The 16,343-nt window shown below is 31.2% G+C and carries 15 protein-coding genes; 9 read left to right on the top strand and 6 right to left on the bottom strand.

Annotated elements, in window-relative coordinates:
- The first annotated feature begins 414 nt into the window (after window positions 1-414).
- The gene (locus B0A78_RS05410) at window positions 415-1,419 is read left to right on the top strand and encodes a sphingomyelin phosphodiesterase (protein WP_097609448.1); all 1,005 of its coding nucleotides are present in this window, start codon (window positions 415-417) and stop codon (window positions 1,417-1,419) included.
- A gap of 157 nt (window positions 1,420-1,576) precedes the next feature.
- Here the strand turns inward: B0A78_RS05410 and B0A78_RS05405 are convergent, their stop codons facing one another.
- From B0A78_RS05405 to B0A78_RS05395, 3 genes are all read right to left on the bottom strand, one after another.
- A complete protein-coding gene (locus B0A78_RS05405) occupies window positions 1,577-2,353 on the bottom strand; it encodes an ABC transporter ATP-binding protein (RefSeq protein ID WP_014166239.1) in 777 nt (258 codons plus the stop codon).
- A 2-nt stretch (window positions 2,354-2,355) separates the two neighbouring features.
- On the bottom strand, window positions 2,356-3,105 hold the full coding sequence (locus B0A78_RS05400; RefSeq protein WP_041253267.1) for an MlaE family ABC transporter permease: 750 nt from the start codon (window positions 3,103-3,105) through the stop codon (window positions 2,356-2,358).
- A gap of 114 nt (window positions 3,106-3,219) precedes the next feature.
- A complete protein-coding gene (locus B0A78_RS05395) occupies window positions 3,220-4,068 on the bottom strand; it encodes a glycosyltransferase (protein ID WP_014166237.1) in 849 nt (282 codons plus the stop codon).
- 124 nt (window positions 4,069-4,192) lie between these two features.
- On the opposite strand from B0A78_RS05395, the gene B0A78_RS05390 reads away from it, so the two are divergent.
- Window positions 4,193-5,296, top strand: a complete 1,104-nt coding sequence (locus B0A78_RS05390; RefSeq protein WP_065213093.1) for a hypothetical protein — start codon at window positions 4,193-4,195, stop codon at window positions 5,294-5,296.
- 272 nt (window positions 5,297-5,568) lie between these two features.
- Here B0A78_RS05390 and alaS read toward each other — a convergent pair whose 3' ends face one another.
- Window positions 5,569-8,205: an alanine--tRNA ligase gene (gene alaS, locus B0A78_RS05385; RefSeq protein WP_097609447.1), complete on the bottom strand. Its 2,637-nt coding sequence runs from the start codon at window positions 8,203-8,205 to the stop codon at window positions 5,569-5,571.
- Between the two features lie 297 nt (window positions 8,206-8,502).
- On the opposite strand from alaS, the gene B0A78_RS05380 reads away from it, so the two are divergent.
- From B0A78_RS05380 to B0A78_RS05355, 6 genes are all read left to right on the top strand, one after another.
- A complete protein-coding gene (locus tag B0A78_RS05380; RefSeq protein WP_014166234.1) occupies window positions 8,503-9,483 on the top strand; it encodes a M23 family metallopeptidase in 981 nt (326 codons plus the stop codon).
- Between the two features lie 91 nt (window positions 9,484-9,574).
- Window positions 9,575-9,907, top strand: coding sequence for a MerR family transcriptional regulator (locus B0A78_RS05375; protein WP_014166233.1), 333 nt, complete (start codon window positions 9,575-9,577; stop codon window positions 9,905-9,907).
- A gap of 139 nt (window positions 9,908-10,046) precedes the next feature.
- A complete protein-coding gene (locus B0A78_RS14955; protein WP_256366388.1) occupies window positions 10,047-10,178 on the top strand; it encodes a hypothetical protein in 132 nt (43 codons plus the stop codon).
- 12 nt (window positions 10,179-10,190) lie between these two features.
- Window positions 10,191-10,805 carry a LemA family protein gene (locus B0A78_RS05365; protein ID WP_014166231.1) on the top strand — a complete coding sequence of 205 codons (615 nt, stop codon included), beginning with the start codon at window positions 10,191-10,193 and terminating at the stop codon, window positions 10,803-10,805.
- On the top strand, window positions 10,805-11,242 hold the full coding sequence (locus tag B0A78_RS05360) for a TPM domain-containing protein (protein ID WP_014166230.1): 438 nt from the start codon (window positions 10,805-10,807) through the stop codon (window positions 11,240-11,242). The genes B0A78_RS05365 and B0A78_RS05360 overlap by 1 nt, the downstream gene beginning before the upstream one ends.
- A 1-nt stretch (window position 11,243) precedes the next feature.
- Window positions 11,244-12,044, top strand: a complete 801-nt coding sequence (locus B0A78_RS05355; RefSeq protein ID WP_014166229.1) for a TPM domain-containing protein — start codon at window positions 11,244-11,246, stop codon at window positions 12,042-12,044.
- Window positions 12,045-12,926: 882 nt separating this feature from the next.
- Here B0A78_RS05355 and B0A78_RS05350 read toward each other — a convergent pair.
- Together B0A78_RS05350 and B0A78_RS05345 are read right to left on the bottom strand one after the other, a co-directional pair.
- Window positions 12,927-14,204 (bottom strand): S28 family serine protease, encoded by a 1,278-nt coding sequence (locus B0A78_RS05350; protein ID WP_014166228.1) that lies wholly within the window; start codon window positions 14,202-14,204, stop codon window positions 12,927-12,929.
- A 139-nt stretch (window positions 14,205-14,343) separates the two neighbouring features.
- Window positions 14,344-15,195 carry an AraC family transcriptional regulator gene (locus B0A78_RS05345; protein ID WP_014166227.1) on the bottom strand — a complete coding sequence of 284 codons (852 nt, stop codon included), beginning with the start codon at window positions 15,193-15,195 and terminating at the stop codon, window positions 14,344-14,346.
- A gap of 159 nt (window positions 15,196-15,354) precedes the next feature.
- On the opposite strand from B0A78_RS05345, the gene B0A78_RS05340 reads away from it, so the two are divergent.
- Complete coding sequence (locus tag B0A78_RS05340; RefSeq protein ID WP_014166226.1) at window positions 15,355-16,290, top strand: dihydrodipicolinate synthase family protein; 936 nt, start codon at window positions 15,355-15,357, stop codon at window positions 16,288-16,290.
- Window positions 16,291-16,343: the final 53 nt, after the last annotated feature.

Below are 16,343 nucleotides of genomic sequence, written 5' to 3'. Positions count from 1 at the left end.
TTTGTCATCCTAACATAAGGAGGAGTCTCATAATCAATAGTATGTGATTTCTCCCTTTGATCGAAAAGATTGCGAACTTTTTGGACAGTTTCAAGATTAAAAAAATAGTATTATGAGGAAATTTCAAAGTTTAAATGGTATTAGGTTCAAATAATACTCTTTTTGGTTCTATTTTTAGTCTCTTGTTTGTCACTCCGGTAAGGAGGAGTCATATAATCAAAACCACTAGATAAAAAGGGGATAGTGTCTTTAAATGGTATTATACTTAAAACATTAAAATGCTTTACGCTTTCTTAAAATGTTATCAATGAATTAATATGAGTATGAATTATTTAAACTTTTATATAATAATAGATAATTTTAAATTAAGAATTTCCTAATCTGAGCCGTATAGTTTTGTCAAAAAAATAAAAGATGAAAAAACTATTATTCTTATTAGGTTGGTTTAGTATTGTATCTTGTTCAGATGAAAGCGCATTTTTACTTGAAAATACTAAATTTTCTGTCAATAGATTTGTTGAGTCTGCTGAAACATTTTCAGTAATGAGTTATAATGTCTACCAATTACCCAGTGTGCTAACTCAATACAAGAGCAAAGAACGAGCTGTTGAATTACAAAAATATATTTCAAACCTAGGAACAGAAACACCTGATGTTTTAGTAATTCAAGAAGGATTTAATGCGCGTTTTAGTGATGAATTTATAGCAAAGATAAAATCGATTTATCCTTATATGAGTTCTTTGTTAGGTCTTTATTGTACAAGCGGAAAAGGAACACTCTTGTATCCTAATGATTGGGACGGTTATTATGGAGATTGTGGAGATACTCTTTTTCATATTAATGGAGGAATTATTATTTTAAGTAAATACCCCATTTTAAAAAAGTATCAAATGATATTCAAAAATAAGATTAATTCGCCAGAAGGGTTAACAAATAGAGGAGTAGCTTATGTTATCGTTCAAAAGAATGGAAAAAAATATCATGTAATGGGAACCCATACTGCTTCTGAACAACCTAATTTTCCAGGAAGATTAACGCGAGAAAAACAATTTGTAGAACTGAAAGCCTTCAAAGAATCCTTTAAGATACCTAATTCAGAACCGGTTATTTATGCAGGAGATATGAATGTAGAGTATACTTTGACCGATGAATTTCAAAAGATGAAAATGCTTTTAAATGGTAGGCATAACTACTTTTTTAATCCACTCACCGATAGAGGGACTTATTCTAATCAAAATACCGTAGTAAGGTACCAAGGATATAATAATTATAATAACACGTTGGACTATATATTTTTGGATAAAGATCATAAATTACCAGAATATATAACACCAACGCATCGGTTTACAGCTCAGTATTTTGGAGGGGATATTTCAGATCATGATCCTGTATATGCAAAATTTGTATTTACTTATTAGATGCCGTATATTGTGTGTTTAGAGAAAAGGCTGTCCAAAAGGAACAACTTAGCGGTTGAGTTTATCACTTTAGCGTTAGGAAAAATCTTATTATCCGAGTTATGCGATTTAAACGAGTCTCGGAATGATAAGATTGCGACCTTTTAGGACACCTTTTTTATATTTTTTTAAATTCTTCCTTTAATACAGCTTCTCTAACTTTTTTAAATAACTCCGAAGAATATACAAAATCTGTAACAGCTTCATTATCGGTTTTAAAAATTTGAGTTTTATCTCCTTCCCATGCTTTTAATCCGTTTTTAAGGAAAACAATTTTGTCGCCTATTTCCATTACAGAGTTCATGTCATGAGTGTTGATAACCGTTGTAATATTATACTCTTTTGTTATTTCCTGAATAAGATTGTCTATAACAATGGCCGTTTTAGGATCAAGACCTGAGTTAGGTTCGTCACAAAAAAGATATTTAGGATTATTTACAATAGCACGAGCAATAGCCACACGTTTTTGCATACCTCCTGATATTTCACTCGGCTTTTTGTGATGGGCATTAATGAGTTTTACGCGATCTATTACAAAATCTACACGCTCTTTGATCTCTTTTTTTGTTTTATTAGAAAACATTCTAAGAGGAAAACCTATGTTTTCTTCTACAGTCATCGAGTCAAATAAAGCACTTCCTTGAAAAACCATGCCTATTTCAGTTCGTAAATCGCGTCGATCATTACCACTCATTTCTTCATAAATACGACCATCAAAAGAAATAGTTCCACTATCTACTTTATGGATTCCTAAAAGTGATTTTAGAAAAACAGTTTTTCCTGATCCAGATTGACCAATGATTAAGTTGGTTTTCCCTGCTTCTAGAGTGGTACTAATTCCTTTCAATACCATTTGATCACCAAATGATTTTTTAATATTGTTTACTTCTATCATGATTAGTTCGTTAAAAGAAGTTGAGTTAAAATATAGTTACATAAGATAATGACTACAGAAGTCCAAACAAACGAAACGGTACTAGCCTTACCTACTTCAAGAGCTCCACCTTTCATATAATAACCATGAAACGAAGGAATGGTAGCAAGTAAAAATGCAAAAACAAAGGTCTTAATAAAGGCGTATATTACATGAAACGATATGAATTCTGCCTGTAATCCTGACATAAATTCATCTGCTGTAGCAAATCCTCCATACACGGCAGCAAGCCATCCGCCAAATATTCCTAAAAACATACTTAAGCCAATAACAAAAGGATATAATAATAAGGCTATTAATTTTGGAAAAACTAAGTAGTTCAAAGAGTTAACCCCCATTACTTCTAACGCATCAATTTGTTCTGTAACACGCATAGTACCAATGCTAGAGGTAATGAAAGAACCCATTTTACCAGCCATAATAATGGAAATAAAAGTAGGAGCAAATTCAAGAATTACCGATTGTCTAGTAGCAAAACCTATTAAATATTTAGGAATTAAAGGATTGGTAAGATTTAAAGCCGTTTGAATTGAAACTACTCCTCCTACGAAGAATGAAATGAAAGATACAATGCCTAAAGAATCAAATATTAAATCATCTATTTCTTTAAAAATTAAATTTTCCATAACCGACCATTTGGTAGGTTTTTTAAATATTTCTCGTAGCATCAAGAAGTATTTTCCTATTTGAGATAAGTATCTTACTAACATCATAAAGCGGTGTTCAGTTTACAGTTTTTAGTATTTAGTTAAGGAAACGAAGCGGTAAAAATACTATTTTTTAATCATTCTTTTAAAGAACGATCATGAATTACTATATAAGAGTCGTTAAAAAAGTTTTTCTTTTATCTTTTTCCATCTATAAGCTCTAACAAATCGAGCTTGTTCGGGATTTACTAGCATTGGTTTTTTTTCCGCTTTAGCTTTCCAAAATCCTTTGATATAATCAACAAATAATAGGAGTTTACCTTTGCGCATAGCTAGTTTTAAAGAAGCAATAGCCGTTATAAAAAAACCATAACCCAACGTGTAAAACGCTTCACCTTGTTTGTATCGTGATGCTTGATTATAATTAGCACCTGTAGGCTTTAAATGTTTAACATGAAGAGAAAAGTCTGTTACTATTTTCCAATTATAAAATTTGCATAACAATTCATCTACAGTATCCCATCCCATAGCGGGCTGTAGACCGCCTATTTGTTTGAAGGTTTCTTTTCTATAAGCTTTAAAAGCCCCACGGATATGATCTCTATCTGTTAAGTTTTCTAAAACCCAATCCCCTTTTTTTTCAATATAGGCAAAACCTCCAGCCATACCTATTTTAGGATCTTCTTTAAAATGCTTGATAATCGTTTCAAAATAGTGAGGAGGAAAGATTAAATCAGAATCGCCTTTTACTAAGATATCATATTCCTCGTCAAGTGTTTTTAAACCTTCTTGAAACGCTTGAATTACTTTACTTCCTGGTAAATGAATAGCATCTGATTTTTTTTCAACTAAAGAAATCCAAGGATGTTTTTCAATATAAGAAATGACAATTTCGCTTGTTTTGTCAGTAGAGTTATCGTTAACGACTACCACTTTTTTAGGAAGTACTGTTTGATTAACGAGCGATTCCAAGGTTAAACCGATGAACTGTTCCTCGTTATGTGCAGGTATGACAATATAATATTTCATTTTTTATAAATAGTATGCAAATATCTTTATTTTTATGGGAAATATAAGCAACTTTGCATTACTATTTAATAACTAAATCTAAGCATAAGGTATAAAAAACACCAAAAACTTCGTGTGATAATAAATGAAAAAAAATATTGCTTTTATCGAAATGGAAACCCACTCAGCTTTGCTAGAACAGTGGTATTTGTTAGTAGCAGAAATGCCTCGCATAGATTTTCATTTTTATGTCAGTCAAAAAGTATATGATAAATTAACGGCTATTCCTGAACAACATCTAACCATCATTCATTCTATACTTAAAACAGATTTTTCTATATATGATGCTGTGGTAGTGAATACAATACATAGAAATTATGATGATTACAAAACACTTTTTGAGGAAAAAGCCGTTTTATGTTTGGTTCATAATATTAATTTCAGTCTCTTTTTTAAGACTATTTCTTGGAAAAATATTTTTAAAGAAAAAGAAAAATTAGCCTACTTTTTAAAATTGTATTGGAAAGAAAAAGTAGCATCTAAAAGAAAAGTAATTACCAAAGCCAAAAAGCTAGGCGTAATTTCTAGTTCAGCTTTAGAAACGGTAAAAAAACAAGGAGTCTTTTTAGATAAAATAGCGTTCATTCAGATGAATTATTGCAAGCAATTTGAATTTCCAGAAGGAGAGATCATTCAAATCGTGATGCCTGGCAATGTATCTAATAAACGTAAAGATATAGATATGGTTTTTAGAGTAATTCAAAAACTCAAACCGCAAACCAAACTACATTTTACTTTTTTAGGAAAACCTGAAAATAAAATCATTTTAAAACAATTAGAAATTTTAAAAAAGAGTTCTCATTCTAATATTTCAATAACACACTATCATCAATTTATTCCTTGGGAAGAATACAGTCAAGTTATTTCAAAAGCACATCTTTTACTTTGTCCTATCAAACAAGCTACCTCCTTTTATTGGGTTGATGAAATATATGGAGAAACTAAAGTAAGCGGGGCAGAAGCAGATTGTATTTATAACGGAAAAATAGCATTGTTTCCTGAAAATTACCCAAAGATGGATTGGGAAAATTTACTTTACAAAAACGAAGAGGAATTATTAGAATTATTGCAAAATCTAACAGTAGAGAAGTTGTATTTAGCGTACCATGAATTAGAAAAAAAAGTAACTCAATATAACAAAGAAAGTGTTGTTCAAGGTCTTGAAGAAATTTTATTGAATTTGCAATAGATACAAAAACTTTTAAAATGAGATAGAGTAAATCGCATCATGTTTTAATAAAGGGATTTACTCTATCATAAATTAAACGTTAAATCCAAATTACATATTAGTTTTTATGATGCAGATAAAAAGGCAAAGAGATTTTTTCTGTCAGATGTAGTTTTACTACATTTTGGGCAAAAAATAAATACTTTTTTAGATTTTCAAAGTTGTTTTTATCTGTAATAAATTTCTAACACGTAATTTGGGTTGAAACATTTACATTGGTTTTCGTATGCTAATTATTTTAAAAAATCAGTAGCCTTTTCTAATGCCTCTTGTACCCCTGCTGGATTCTTACCTCCGGCAGTTGCAAAGAAAGCTTGTCCACCACCACCACCTTGGATGTATTTGCCTAATTCGCGAACAACGGAGCCTGCATTTAATCCTTTAGTTTCTACTAACTCCTTAGAAATATAACAAGTTAACATTGGTTTTTCCTCATTTATAGTAGCTAAAACCACAAACAGATTATCTTTATTTTGACCTAATTCATACGCTAAATCTTTAGCACCATTAGCATCTAAATCCACTTGCACAGCTAAAAAGTCTACCCCATTAATAGGTTGTAATTGAGAAACCAGCTCACCTTTTAGATTTTTTGCTTTCTCTTTCAGTAATTGTTCAATTTGTTTCTTTAATTTAATGTTTTCATCTTGTAAAGAAACTACTGATTTTATAATATCTTGAGGATTTTTAAGAACTTCTTTAACCTCTGTAATTAAGTTTTCTTGTTTTGCGAAAAAATCTTTTACAGCGTTATTCGTAATTGCTTCTATACGACGGATACCTGCGGCAACAGCACCTTCAGAAACAATTTTGAAATGCCAAATATCAGCCGTGTTCCCTACGTGAATTCCTCCACATAATTCCATACTCTCACCAAATTTAATTGCACGAACATGATCACCATATTTTTCACCAAATAATGCCATAGCTCCTTCTTCAATGGCTTGCGCAAACGGTATGCTTCTTCTTTCTATTAACGGTAATTGTTCTTGGATACGTGCATTCACAAAATCTTCTACTTGACGTAATTCTTCTTCCGTTACTTTAGAAAAATGAGAGAAGTCAAAACGCAAATACTTAGGCGCTACTAACGACCCTTTTTGTTCTACATGTGTTCCTAAAATACTACGTAAAGCTTGATGCAATAAGTGTGTAGCCGAGTGGTTACTTGCGCATAAACTACGTAATTCTGTATTTACTTTTGCTTGAAATGTAGCACTGATGTTTTCAGGCAAATGCTTAGCAAAATGCAAGATTAAGTTGTTTTCTTTCTTCGTGTCGATAATCTCAATTGTTTCATTAGCAGAAACTAAAGTCCCTTTATCGCCCACTTGACCTCCTCCTTCAGGATAAAAAGGAGTATTATCTAAAACAATTTGATATAAAATACCATCTTTTTTAGAATCCACTTTACGAATACGTGTGATTTTTACTTCATTTTTGGTTTGATCATACCCTACAAAAGTTTCTACATTGCCATCAATCAACACTTTCCAATCTTCAGTAGTTACTTCTGAAGCAGCACGTGAGCGAGCCTTTTGTTTTTCTAATTCAGTATCAAACTCTGCTTCATTATAAGAATATCCTTTTTCCTTTAAAATCAAAGCCGTTAAGTCTTTAGGGAAGCCAAAGGTGTCGTATAATTCAAATACCTTTTCTCCTTTTACTTCATTTTCAGCAGTTTCGGCTACTACTTTTTCTAATAATTGCAACCCTTGTTCTAATGTGCGTAAGAAAGAGGCTTCTTCTTCACGGATTACTTGAGTTACTAAATTTTGTTGTGCTTTTATTTCAGGGAAAAATGCCCCCATTTGGTTTGCTAAAACCGCTACCAGTTCGTTAATAAAAGGTTCTTTTTTGTTTAAAAACGTAAAGCCATAACGAATAGCACGACGCAATATACGACGGATAACATAACCAGCCCCTGTATTAGAAGGTAATTGGCCATCTGCAATAGCAAAAGCAACGGCACGTACATGATCCACAATTACGCGGATAGCAATATTAATCTTGTTTTGCTCTTCTGTAATATCTTTTACCTCGTTATTAGTGTATTTTAAATGAGTGATTTGTGTTACTTTTTCAATCAATGGAGTAAAGACATCCGTGTCATAATTAGAAGTAACTCCTTGCATAGCCATGCACAAACGCTCAAATCCCATACCTGTATCCACATGTTGTGCGGGTAGTTTTTCTAAAGAGCCATCCGCTTTACGGTTAAACTCCATAAATACATTATTCCAAATCTCGACTACTTGTGGATGGTCGTCATTTACTAAGCTTCTACCTGAAACTTTAGCCCTTTCTTCGTCAGATCGTAGATCTATATGAATTTCAGAACACGGACCACAAGGACCTTGATCGCCCATTTCCCAAAAGTTATCTTTTTTATTTCCTAAAATAATTCGATCTTCTGGGACATATTGTTTCCAAATGTCAAAAGCTTCTTGGTCAAAAGGGACATTTTCAGAAGGATTTCCTTCAAAAACAGAAACATATAAACGGTCTTTGTCTAATTTTAGAACCTCAGTCAAAAATTCCCAAGCCCAAGCTAAAGCTTCTTTCTTAAAATAATCACCAAAAGACCAGTTTCCTAACATTTCAAACATTGTGTGATGATATGTATCAAAACCTACATCTTCTAAATCGTTATGTTTTCCTGAAACACGAAGACATTTTTGAGTATCAGCTATACGAGGATTTTTGGGGGTTCCATTGCCTAAGAAAAATTCTTTAAACTGTGCCATACCAGAATTATTGAACATCAAGGTAGGGTCATCTTTTAATACGATGGGTGCAGAAGGCACAATTAAGTGATTTTTGCTTTCAAAAAAATCTAAATACGCTTTGCGAATGTCTTGTGATTTCATTAATCTTTTGTTTAAAAGTTTAAAGCTTACAAAGATTAAGGTAATTCTTAATCAGGTAAACTAAAAAATATCTTTAAAAATTGTAATTTTATGTTATAGTTCCAATGAATTATTGTTTGAGCACTTCAAAGGAAATGATTAACGACAACGTAACAAATGGTATAAAACAGCTAAATAATTCTGCTTCAAAAAAAGGTTATAAATACGTTAATTTTTGAAACTTTTTTTTCAGATTATTCGTATAATAATTGTTACTTTGTCATAACGAGTGCAAAAATAGGATTTTTAATTAAAATTATGTCGAAAAAAGTTAAGTATTACTACGACACAGAGAGTCTGGCTTACAGAAAAATAAAACCCAAAAAAGGACGTAAAGTAGGAGTTGGAATATTGTTTTTATTAGCTTCTGTTCTTTTTGGATTTTTGTTTTTCTTTCTAATATCTGATTTGGGTTATTTTAGTACCCCTAAAGATAAGATGCAGGCAAGAGAGTTAGAAAATTTAAAATTAAATTACGTTATCCTGAATAAAAAAATTGACCAACTCAATGAAGTACTAGCCAGCATTGAAGAACGAGACAATAATATATATAAAGTCTATTTTAATATGGCAAGTCCAGGAGAAACCAATGATGATAAGAAAATTATTTCTAAAGCACGTTTCAAAAATTTACTTGCCATGAATAATGAGCAACTAATAATAAGTACCGAAACAAGGCTTTCAGGACTGTCGAAAAATTTGGTAAATCAATCAAAGTCATTAGATAAAATTTTATCTTTAGCGAAATCAAAAGACCGTTTTTTAGGCTCTATTCCCGCTATACAACCTGTAAAAAATGAACAGTTAAAACGCATGGCATCGGGTTTTGGTTATAGAAGTGATCCTTTTACGAAAGCAAGAAAAATGCACAAAGGAATGGATTTTACCGCCCCAACAGGAACTCCTGTATTTGCAACTGGAGATGGGGTAGTGCGTAGAGCTGATGCAGGAGCTTCTGGTTTTGGTAACCATATTGTCATCAACCACGGATTTGGATACGAGACCTTATATGCCCATTTGAGCCGTTATAATTGTAGACCTGGCAGAAGAGTAAAACGAGGAGATATAATTGGATTTGTTGGAAGTACAGGACGTAGTCAAGCACCCCACTTGCATTATGAAGTACATAAAAACGGAAGTGTAGTAAACCCTATTAACTTTTATTACGGAAATATTTCAGCAGTGGAATACACAGCGATTGCTAAAATGGCAACTCAAGAGAACCAATCCTTTGACTAATATCCAACGTTTAGTATACTATTTAGTAATTGAAACCAGATTAATTATAAAATATGTAAAAAAAAATCACCAAAACCTAGTAATTAAAAAAATGAATATAAACCTTCCAGAAAATAAGCGTTATTACACGATGGGCGAAGTAGCCACAGCTTTTGGAGTAAATCAATCGCTAATTCGTTTTTGGGATAAGGAGTTTGATATCTTAAGACCTAGGAAAAATGCAAAAGGAAATCGAATGTTTACTTCAGAAGATATCAAGAACTTACAATTGATTTATCATTTAGTAAAAGAAAGAGGTTTTACATTAGAAGGGGCTAAAATTCATTTGAAAGAAGGACAAAAAAAAGCCTTAGAGAAATTAGCTATTATTAATAAGTTACAGTCTATTAAAGAACAGTTACTAAGTATAAAAAATGGATTATAAGGACAACAAAAAAAAGTTTGTAACAAGTAGCTCTTTGTTTCGACTAACTATTCAATTATAAGTAGCTATGAAGAAAATGTATTATATTTATCTAGTATTGGGAGTAATTGTTTTATTTAGTTCAATTAACAAAATAATAATGAACTCATCAGAATATACAGTTTTTAATGCTAAAACAAATGTCTATGTTTATATGATTTGGAAATTATTTATAGCAGGATCCTTATTCTTTCTTTTTTATACTAAATTAAAACAAGATTCTAAAAATTAAATTTTAACCATTATGAGAAAATTTTTGCCTTGGATTATTATTGGAGTATTAATTTTAACTGGATACTTCTATTTTAAAGGGATTAACAATACAGCCGTAGAGTTGGATCAAAATGTAAAAGAAGCTTGGGGTAATGTACAAACTTCGTATCAACGTCGTAATGATTTGATCGGTAATTTAGTCAATACCGTAAAAGGAGCAGCTGATTTTGAAAAAGAAACCTTAACAGCTGTTATGGAAGCACGCTCTAAGGCTACACAAGTAACAGTCGATCCTACCAATATAACATCAGAACAATTAACTCAATTTAATCAAGCACAAAGTGGTGTTTCGTCAGCATTATCTCGTTTATTAGTAACAGTAGAGCAATATCCACAACTCAAAGCAAATGAAAATTTTTTGAAATTACAAGATGAGTTAACGAGTACAGAAAACACCATTCAAACGGCAAGAACACGTTTTAATGAAACCATTAAACCATATAATAACCACGTAAGAATATTTCCAAATAACATTTTTACAGGTTGGTTTGGCTTTAAAGAAAAACCTTATTTTGATGCAGAACCACAAGCACAAAATGCTCCTAAAGTAGAGTTTAATTTTGGCGATAAAGCAGATAAAAAATAATGTCAACAGTAGAAGATTTCTTGTCAAAAACAGATGAAGAAGCAGTAGTAGAAGCTATCCGATCAGCTGAATCATTAACTTCTGGAGAAATCCGTGTACATATAGAAAAAAACACTTCTTTAGTAGCCCTAGAACGCGCTAAAGAGGTGTTTTGTTTTCTAAAAATGGATCAAACTCAATTGCGAAATGGAGTCTTATTATATGTAGCAGTAGAAACCAAAACATTTGCTATTTATGGTGATAAAGGTATAAACGAAGTTGTACCAGTTGATTTTTGGGAAAGTACACGAGATATTATCTTAGAGCAATTTAAGTTAGGAAACTTCAAGCAAGGATTGATAGAAGGTATTCTAAAAGCAGGAATACAGTTGCAAAAATATTTTCCTTGGACTGAAACAGATAAAAATGAGCTGCCTGACACCCTATCAAAAGGTTAAAATGAGAAACACCAAACAACATATATCAAACAACAAATTAGGCTTCTTCTTATTCATCATATTCTATTTTGTAAGTCATTCTTGGGCACAATTTGATATCCCAAAAAGACCTGTTTTTCAAACCAGTGTATACGATTATGCTAAAGTGTTATCTGATAACGAAAAGGAATTATTAGAAGAAAAACTAATTAAATATTCAGATTCCACAACCACCCAAATTGTATTTATTTCTATTGAAACACTCAAAGGAGAAAATATAGGTTTGTTAGCACCTAGATGGGCACATACATGGGGTATAGGGCAAGCACAAGAGGATAATGGAGTAATTCTACTTCTGGCAAAAAAAGAACGAAAAATTTGGATTTCACCGGGTTATGGAGTAGAGGATCGTTTAACAGCTGGAATAACAGGTGAAATTGTTAGAGATTATATAGTACCTGAATTCAAAAAAGGAAACTATTATGCAGGTCTCGATCAAGGAGTTGATGCCATTATTAAAGCTCTAAAAGGCAAGTTTAAAGGAGAACGAAAAAAGAAAGACAACGGAGCAGATATAGAAGGGGTGCTCCTTTTTATATTCTTGATTATCATAATTCTAATTATCATTTTTAAAAACAAAGGAAATGGCAATAACCGCGGCGGCGGCGGCGGATTAGATTTAGTAGACATTATCATTTTAAGCCGTATGGGACGTGGCGGTAGCAGTTGGTCTTCTGGTGGTAGTTGGGGAGATGATGGCGGCTTTGGCGGTGGTTTTGGCGGTGGCGGTTTCTCAGGCGGTGGTGCTGGAGGAGATTGGTAGTTTAAAGAATAAATTGCTATCGTGTAATAGAGGATAAATAAAATGAAAATATTGGTAGCTTTTAGTGATCCTATTTTACAATATTTTAGTTAAAAAATTACCTAGTGTTTATTTTTTATTATTTGTGACAACAAAGAAAAAATTTAATAACATTATTACTGCCATTATTATCGCTATTGTTTATACAATAAGGACAGGAGGTATTATATAATAAAAATAAAAACATTAATAAAGCCTCCTTATTCAAGGAGGCTTTTTGTATTTATAAACTTTTTAAAAATGAGAAAAATGAAAGCAAATTTTACTAAGTAGAAAATGCGACAAAGGGATTTGTTTTTAAATCATAAAACAAACTTTACTTCTTCTATTATTTTCTCAATACTCTACATTAATATTATTAGCTAACTACTGTAGTTAATCAAATTTTTATTGAACATTTGTTTTTCTAGTAATAATTTCTACTGGAACAGGTATTTATTTGTCAAAAAAATAATAAAAAACCTTTTTTTTAAATGAAAGGCTTGACATCATAAAAAAGAATTGCTAAAAACCTTTGTTTGCAATGGTTTAAGTGGTATGACACTTCTTTAAAACGTTGTAAATAAACATTTTTAGAATCATTAAAAAAAAGCCTAACACTAATTTCGTTATTGAAACTATAACATTACAAAATGATTTTACACACTTTTTAATACACTACCATGATTTAACCCAGATTATGCATTTCAAGATTATTACAAAGAAAAAAAGACTTTAGATCTAAAAAGGTACTCGTTTTTTTGTTCTCAACGAAACGCATGATCTCTTTACTCAACTGGTAAGTTAAAAACTCTTTAAAACAAGGCGTTAGTTCAATCTTTCTAATGCCTTGTTTTTAAAATACTATTTTAACCATTTCGTTAATATATTCATGATTTTTTGCTGATCTTCTTTTGAAAAATGTTTAATTCGCGTAGCATGTGTTCCTTGAGGGAGTACCATTTTTAGAGCATCTAATTTTTCAATAGGAGTGGGAGCGCAAGCATACCAAGGATCTAATCCACCATAAATATATACTATTTTAGAACCTTTCTTTTCTATATAATCGCGTACCTGTTTAATATATAATTTATCGTATTTTAAATCAATGTTTCGAGGAGTAAATCTATTGTTACTAGACGATTTAACAATACGTAGTAAATCTTTTACTGGATTTAGATCAAAACCATAATATCCTAATTCTGTAAAATGTTGATAGAAAGAAGGTAAAAGACGATGAATCCCTTTATCTGAATATACTTCAAAACCTACAATATTATTTAAATAATCAAATAATTCTTTTGAAGAGGAGTTAAGTGAAGGGATCTTATCACAACTTCCATTCCATTGCCAAAAAGAAAAAGGCAATTCTAAAACAGCATACTCAAAAGCTTCAGAAATAGGGACTTCATTAAAAGTTAGGTTGTTTTTCTTCGCATAGGAAGCAACTTCTGCTTCAATAGCCGTTCTGTTAAGCATTAAGAGTCTTTGTATTTGCACGATTGAGTTTCTACATTCAGGAGTACCAACGGTGGTGTTATAATGTTTTACAGTTCGTTCGTCTTCCGTACCGTTTATCATGGGAGCAACGTAAGGAATAGCCACATCTATATCATTAGGATATTTAGACTTATAGATAAGTGTGGTTTCTCCTCCTTTACTAATACCTGTAGAAATCCATTTGCTGGTATATATTTTTTTTAATTTTTCAACTATCTGATGGCAATCCTCTATTGCTTGATTATTCGTTAAAAACTTCCAAGGAATAGGATTGGGTCTAGAATCACCGTAAAAACGATATTCTATTATTAATTGATTAGTGTCTAATAATGAAGATAATTCATTTTTTTCATAACGAGCATTATAGCCTTCTGTTTCAACTACCATAGGCTTAGAATAATCTTTATGAGAAAGATAAATACAATGTTTAAAAGTTCCTTTTGACAAATCATTATGATCTAAAGGCTCGTCTAAAATAATTTTATAAGACTCCGTAAAATCCTTAAGATTATTTATCTTTTCAATACTCGCTTTATTAAAAACTTCTTGAAGTTTTAAAAATAAAATTGATTTTTCTTGAGCAGTACAATTAATAGTAAAAAGAGAAAATAAGACAATGGATAAAAAACAAGAATATTTCATTTTAAAAATTTTAATCAAAAATCATAGAAATAGAAAATCAAAAAAAATAGTATATTAGCCTACTATGGTTTAATATTAACTACTTGTATGATACGGCAGAAATAAAAATGTAGCTTGTAAACCTCAATTTACAAAAAAATTAGTTTTTAAACCGTTTTCTATAATTCATGGGCGATATTTTTTTAATTTCTTTAAACTTTCTATTGAAATTAGAAATATTATTAAATCCCGTGAGTTCCGCAATTTCTACAATACTTATTTCATGGTTTGATGTCAATATACGAGAAGCTTTTTCTATACGCAATTCAATTAAAAACTGAAAAAAAGTTTTATTTGTTCTGACTTTAAAATACCTACAAAAGGCATTTTTAGTCATATTAGCTATATTCGCAATTTCTTCTAACGATATTTTCTTATCAAAATTATTCATTACAAATTCATATACAACTTGCATTCGTTTGCCTTCGGAATCAGTAATGTCTTTATTATACCTAAAAGACGAAAGTGATTTTTTTTTAGAAACAGTAAGTTTATTTAATAATTGTAAAAATTTAATAAACTTGGTTGTGTCTTTAGCAGTAGATAAATCCAATATAATCGAATATATTTTTTCTTTTTTAGACAATACCTTATATCCATTACGAGTATCCTCAAAAAAATTAAGTATTTGAGTAGATTCAGGAAGTACTTGCAAGCTGTCTTTGATTACAGTAGCGTCAAAAAAGATAGAATGTACTAAACTTAATTCCTCCTCCTTGTTTATCTCACTTTTAAATACATGCGGTAAGTTACTTCCAAAAACAATAATATCTCCAGCGTTATATTCAGATATTGTATCGCCCACTATTATCGTTCCTTCCCCTTTTTCAATATAACTAATTTGAATTTCTTCGTGTTGATGAAGTTTATCATATAAGATCAACTCTTTGTCAAACTGATAAATGATGGCTTCTTCTTTTGCCTTTGGTATTTTAAAAGGAAATACTTTCATAAGTAGGTACTTGGTTTACTCAAATTTATAATTTCAATGTATTATTATCATTTTTTTAGAGTATTATTTTTAATAATGGATAATATAGTATCATTTTAAGCTAAAAACTGATTATTGCCTTGATGATATTCAAAATAATTTTGTCAAAAAACAGCAATTATGAGTTTTCAATGGAAAGGCGTAATGCCAGCAGTTACTACAAAATTTACAGCAGATGATAAGCTTGACTTAAATACGTTTGAAATAAACATCAAGGCACAACTTGATGCAGGAGCAGAAGGGATTATTTTAGGAGGAACCCTAGGAGAAGCCAGTACTTTATTTGAAGAAGAAAAAAGAGAACTTATTCGAGAAACAGTTCGTGTTGTAAAAGGTCAAGTACCTGTTATAATGAATATAGCAGAACAAACAACCAGAGGAGCTATAGAAGCCGCTAATAAAGCCGAATTAGATGGGGCTAGAGGATTAATGATGTTGCCTCCTATGCGATACAAAGCAACCGATTATGAAACCGTAATGTTTTTTTCTGAGGTTGCTAAAAGCACATCATTGCCCATTATGGTATATAATAACCCCGTAGATTATAAAATTGAAGTAACCTTAGATATGTTTGAAGAATTGTTGAAATTTGATAACATACAAGCAGTTAAAGAATCAACAAGAGATATTTCTAACGTTACCCGAATTAAAAATCGTTTTGGAGATAGATTAAAAATATTATCAGGAGTAGATACGCTAGCTTTAGAAAGCTTACTTATGGGAGCTGACGGATGGGTAGCAGGATTAGTAGATGCTTTTCCCGCTGAAACAGTGGCTATTTACAAATTAGCAAAAGCAGGTAGAATAGAAGAAGCCATAGCAATTTACAAGTGGTTTTTACCATTGCTAGAGTTAGATATTAGCCCTCAATTAGTACAAAATATAAAATTAGCCGAAGTAGCAACCGGTATAGGAACGGAATACGTTAGGGCACCTCGTTTGCCTTTAGCAGGAGCAGAAAAAGAAAAAGTTTTAGCAATTATAGCAGAAGGATTAAAAACAAGACCTGTTTTACCAGATTACAAAAACGTATCGGTAGCAACAGAAATAGTATAGATAAACAAAATAAAAAAATCATCTTTTAATAAAGTTCATTTGATAGGCTTCTT

It is taken from the genome of Flavobacterium columnare NBRC 100251 = ATCC 23463 (assembly GCF_002530675.1).
Classification (GTDB): domain Bacteria; phylum Bacteroidota; class Bacteroidia; order Flavobacteriales; family Flavobacteriaceae; genus Flavobacterium; species Flavobacterium columnare.
The sequence above is the reverse complement of the archived record's forward strand: the minus strand, read 5'-3'. Positions and strand labels throughout refer to the sequence as shown.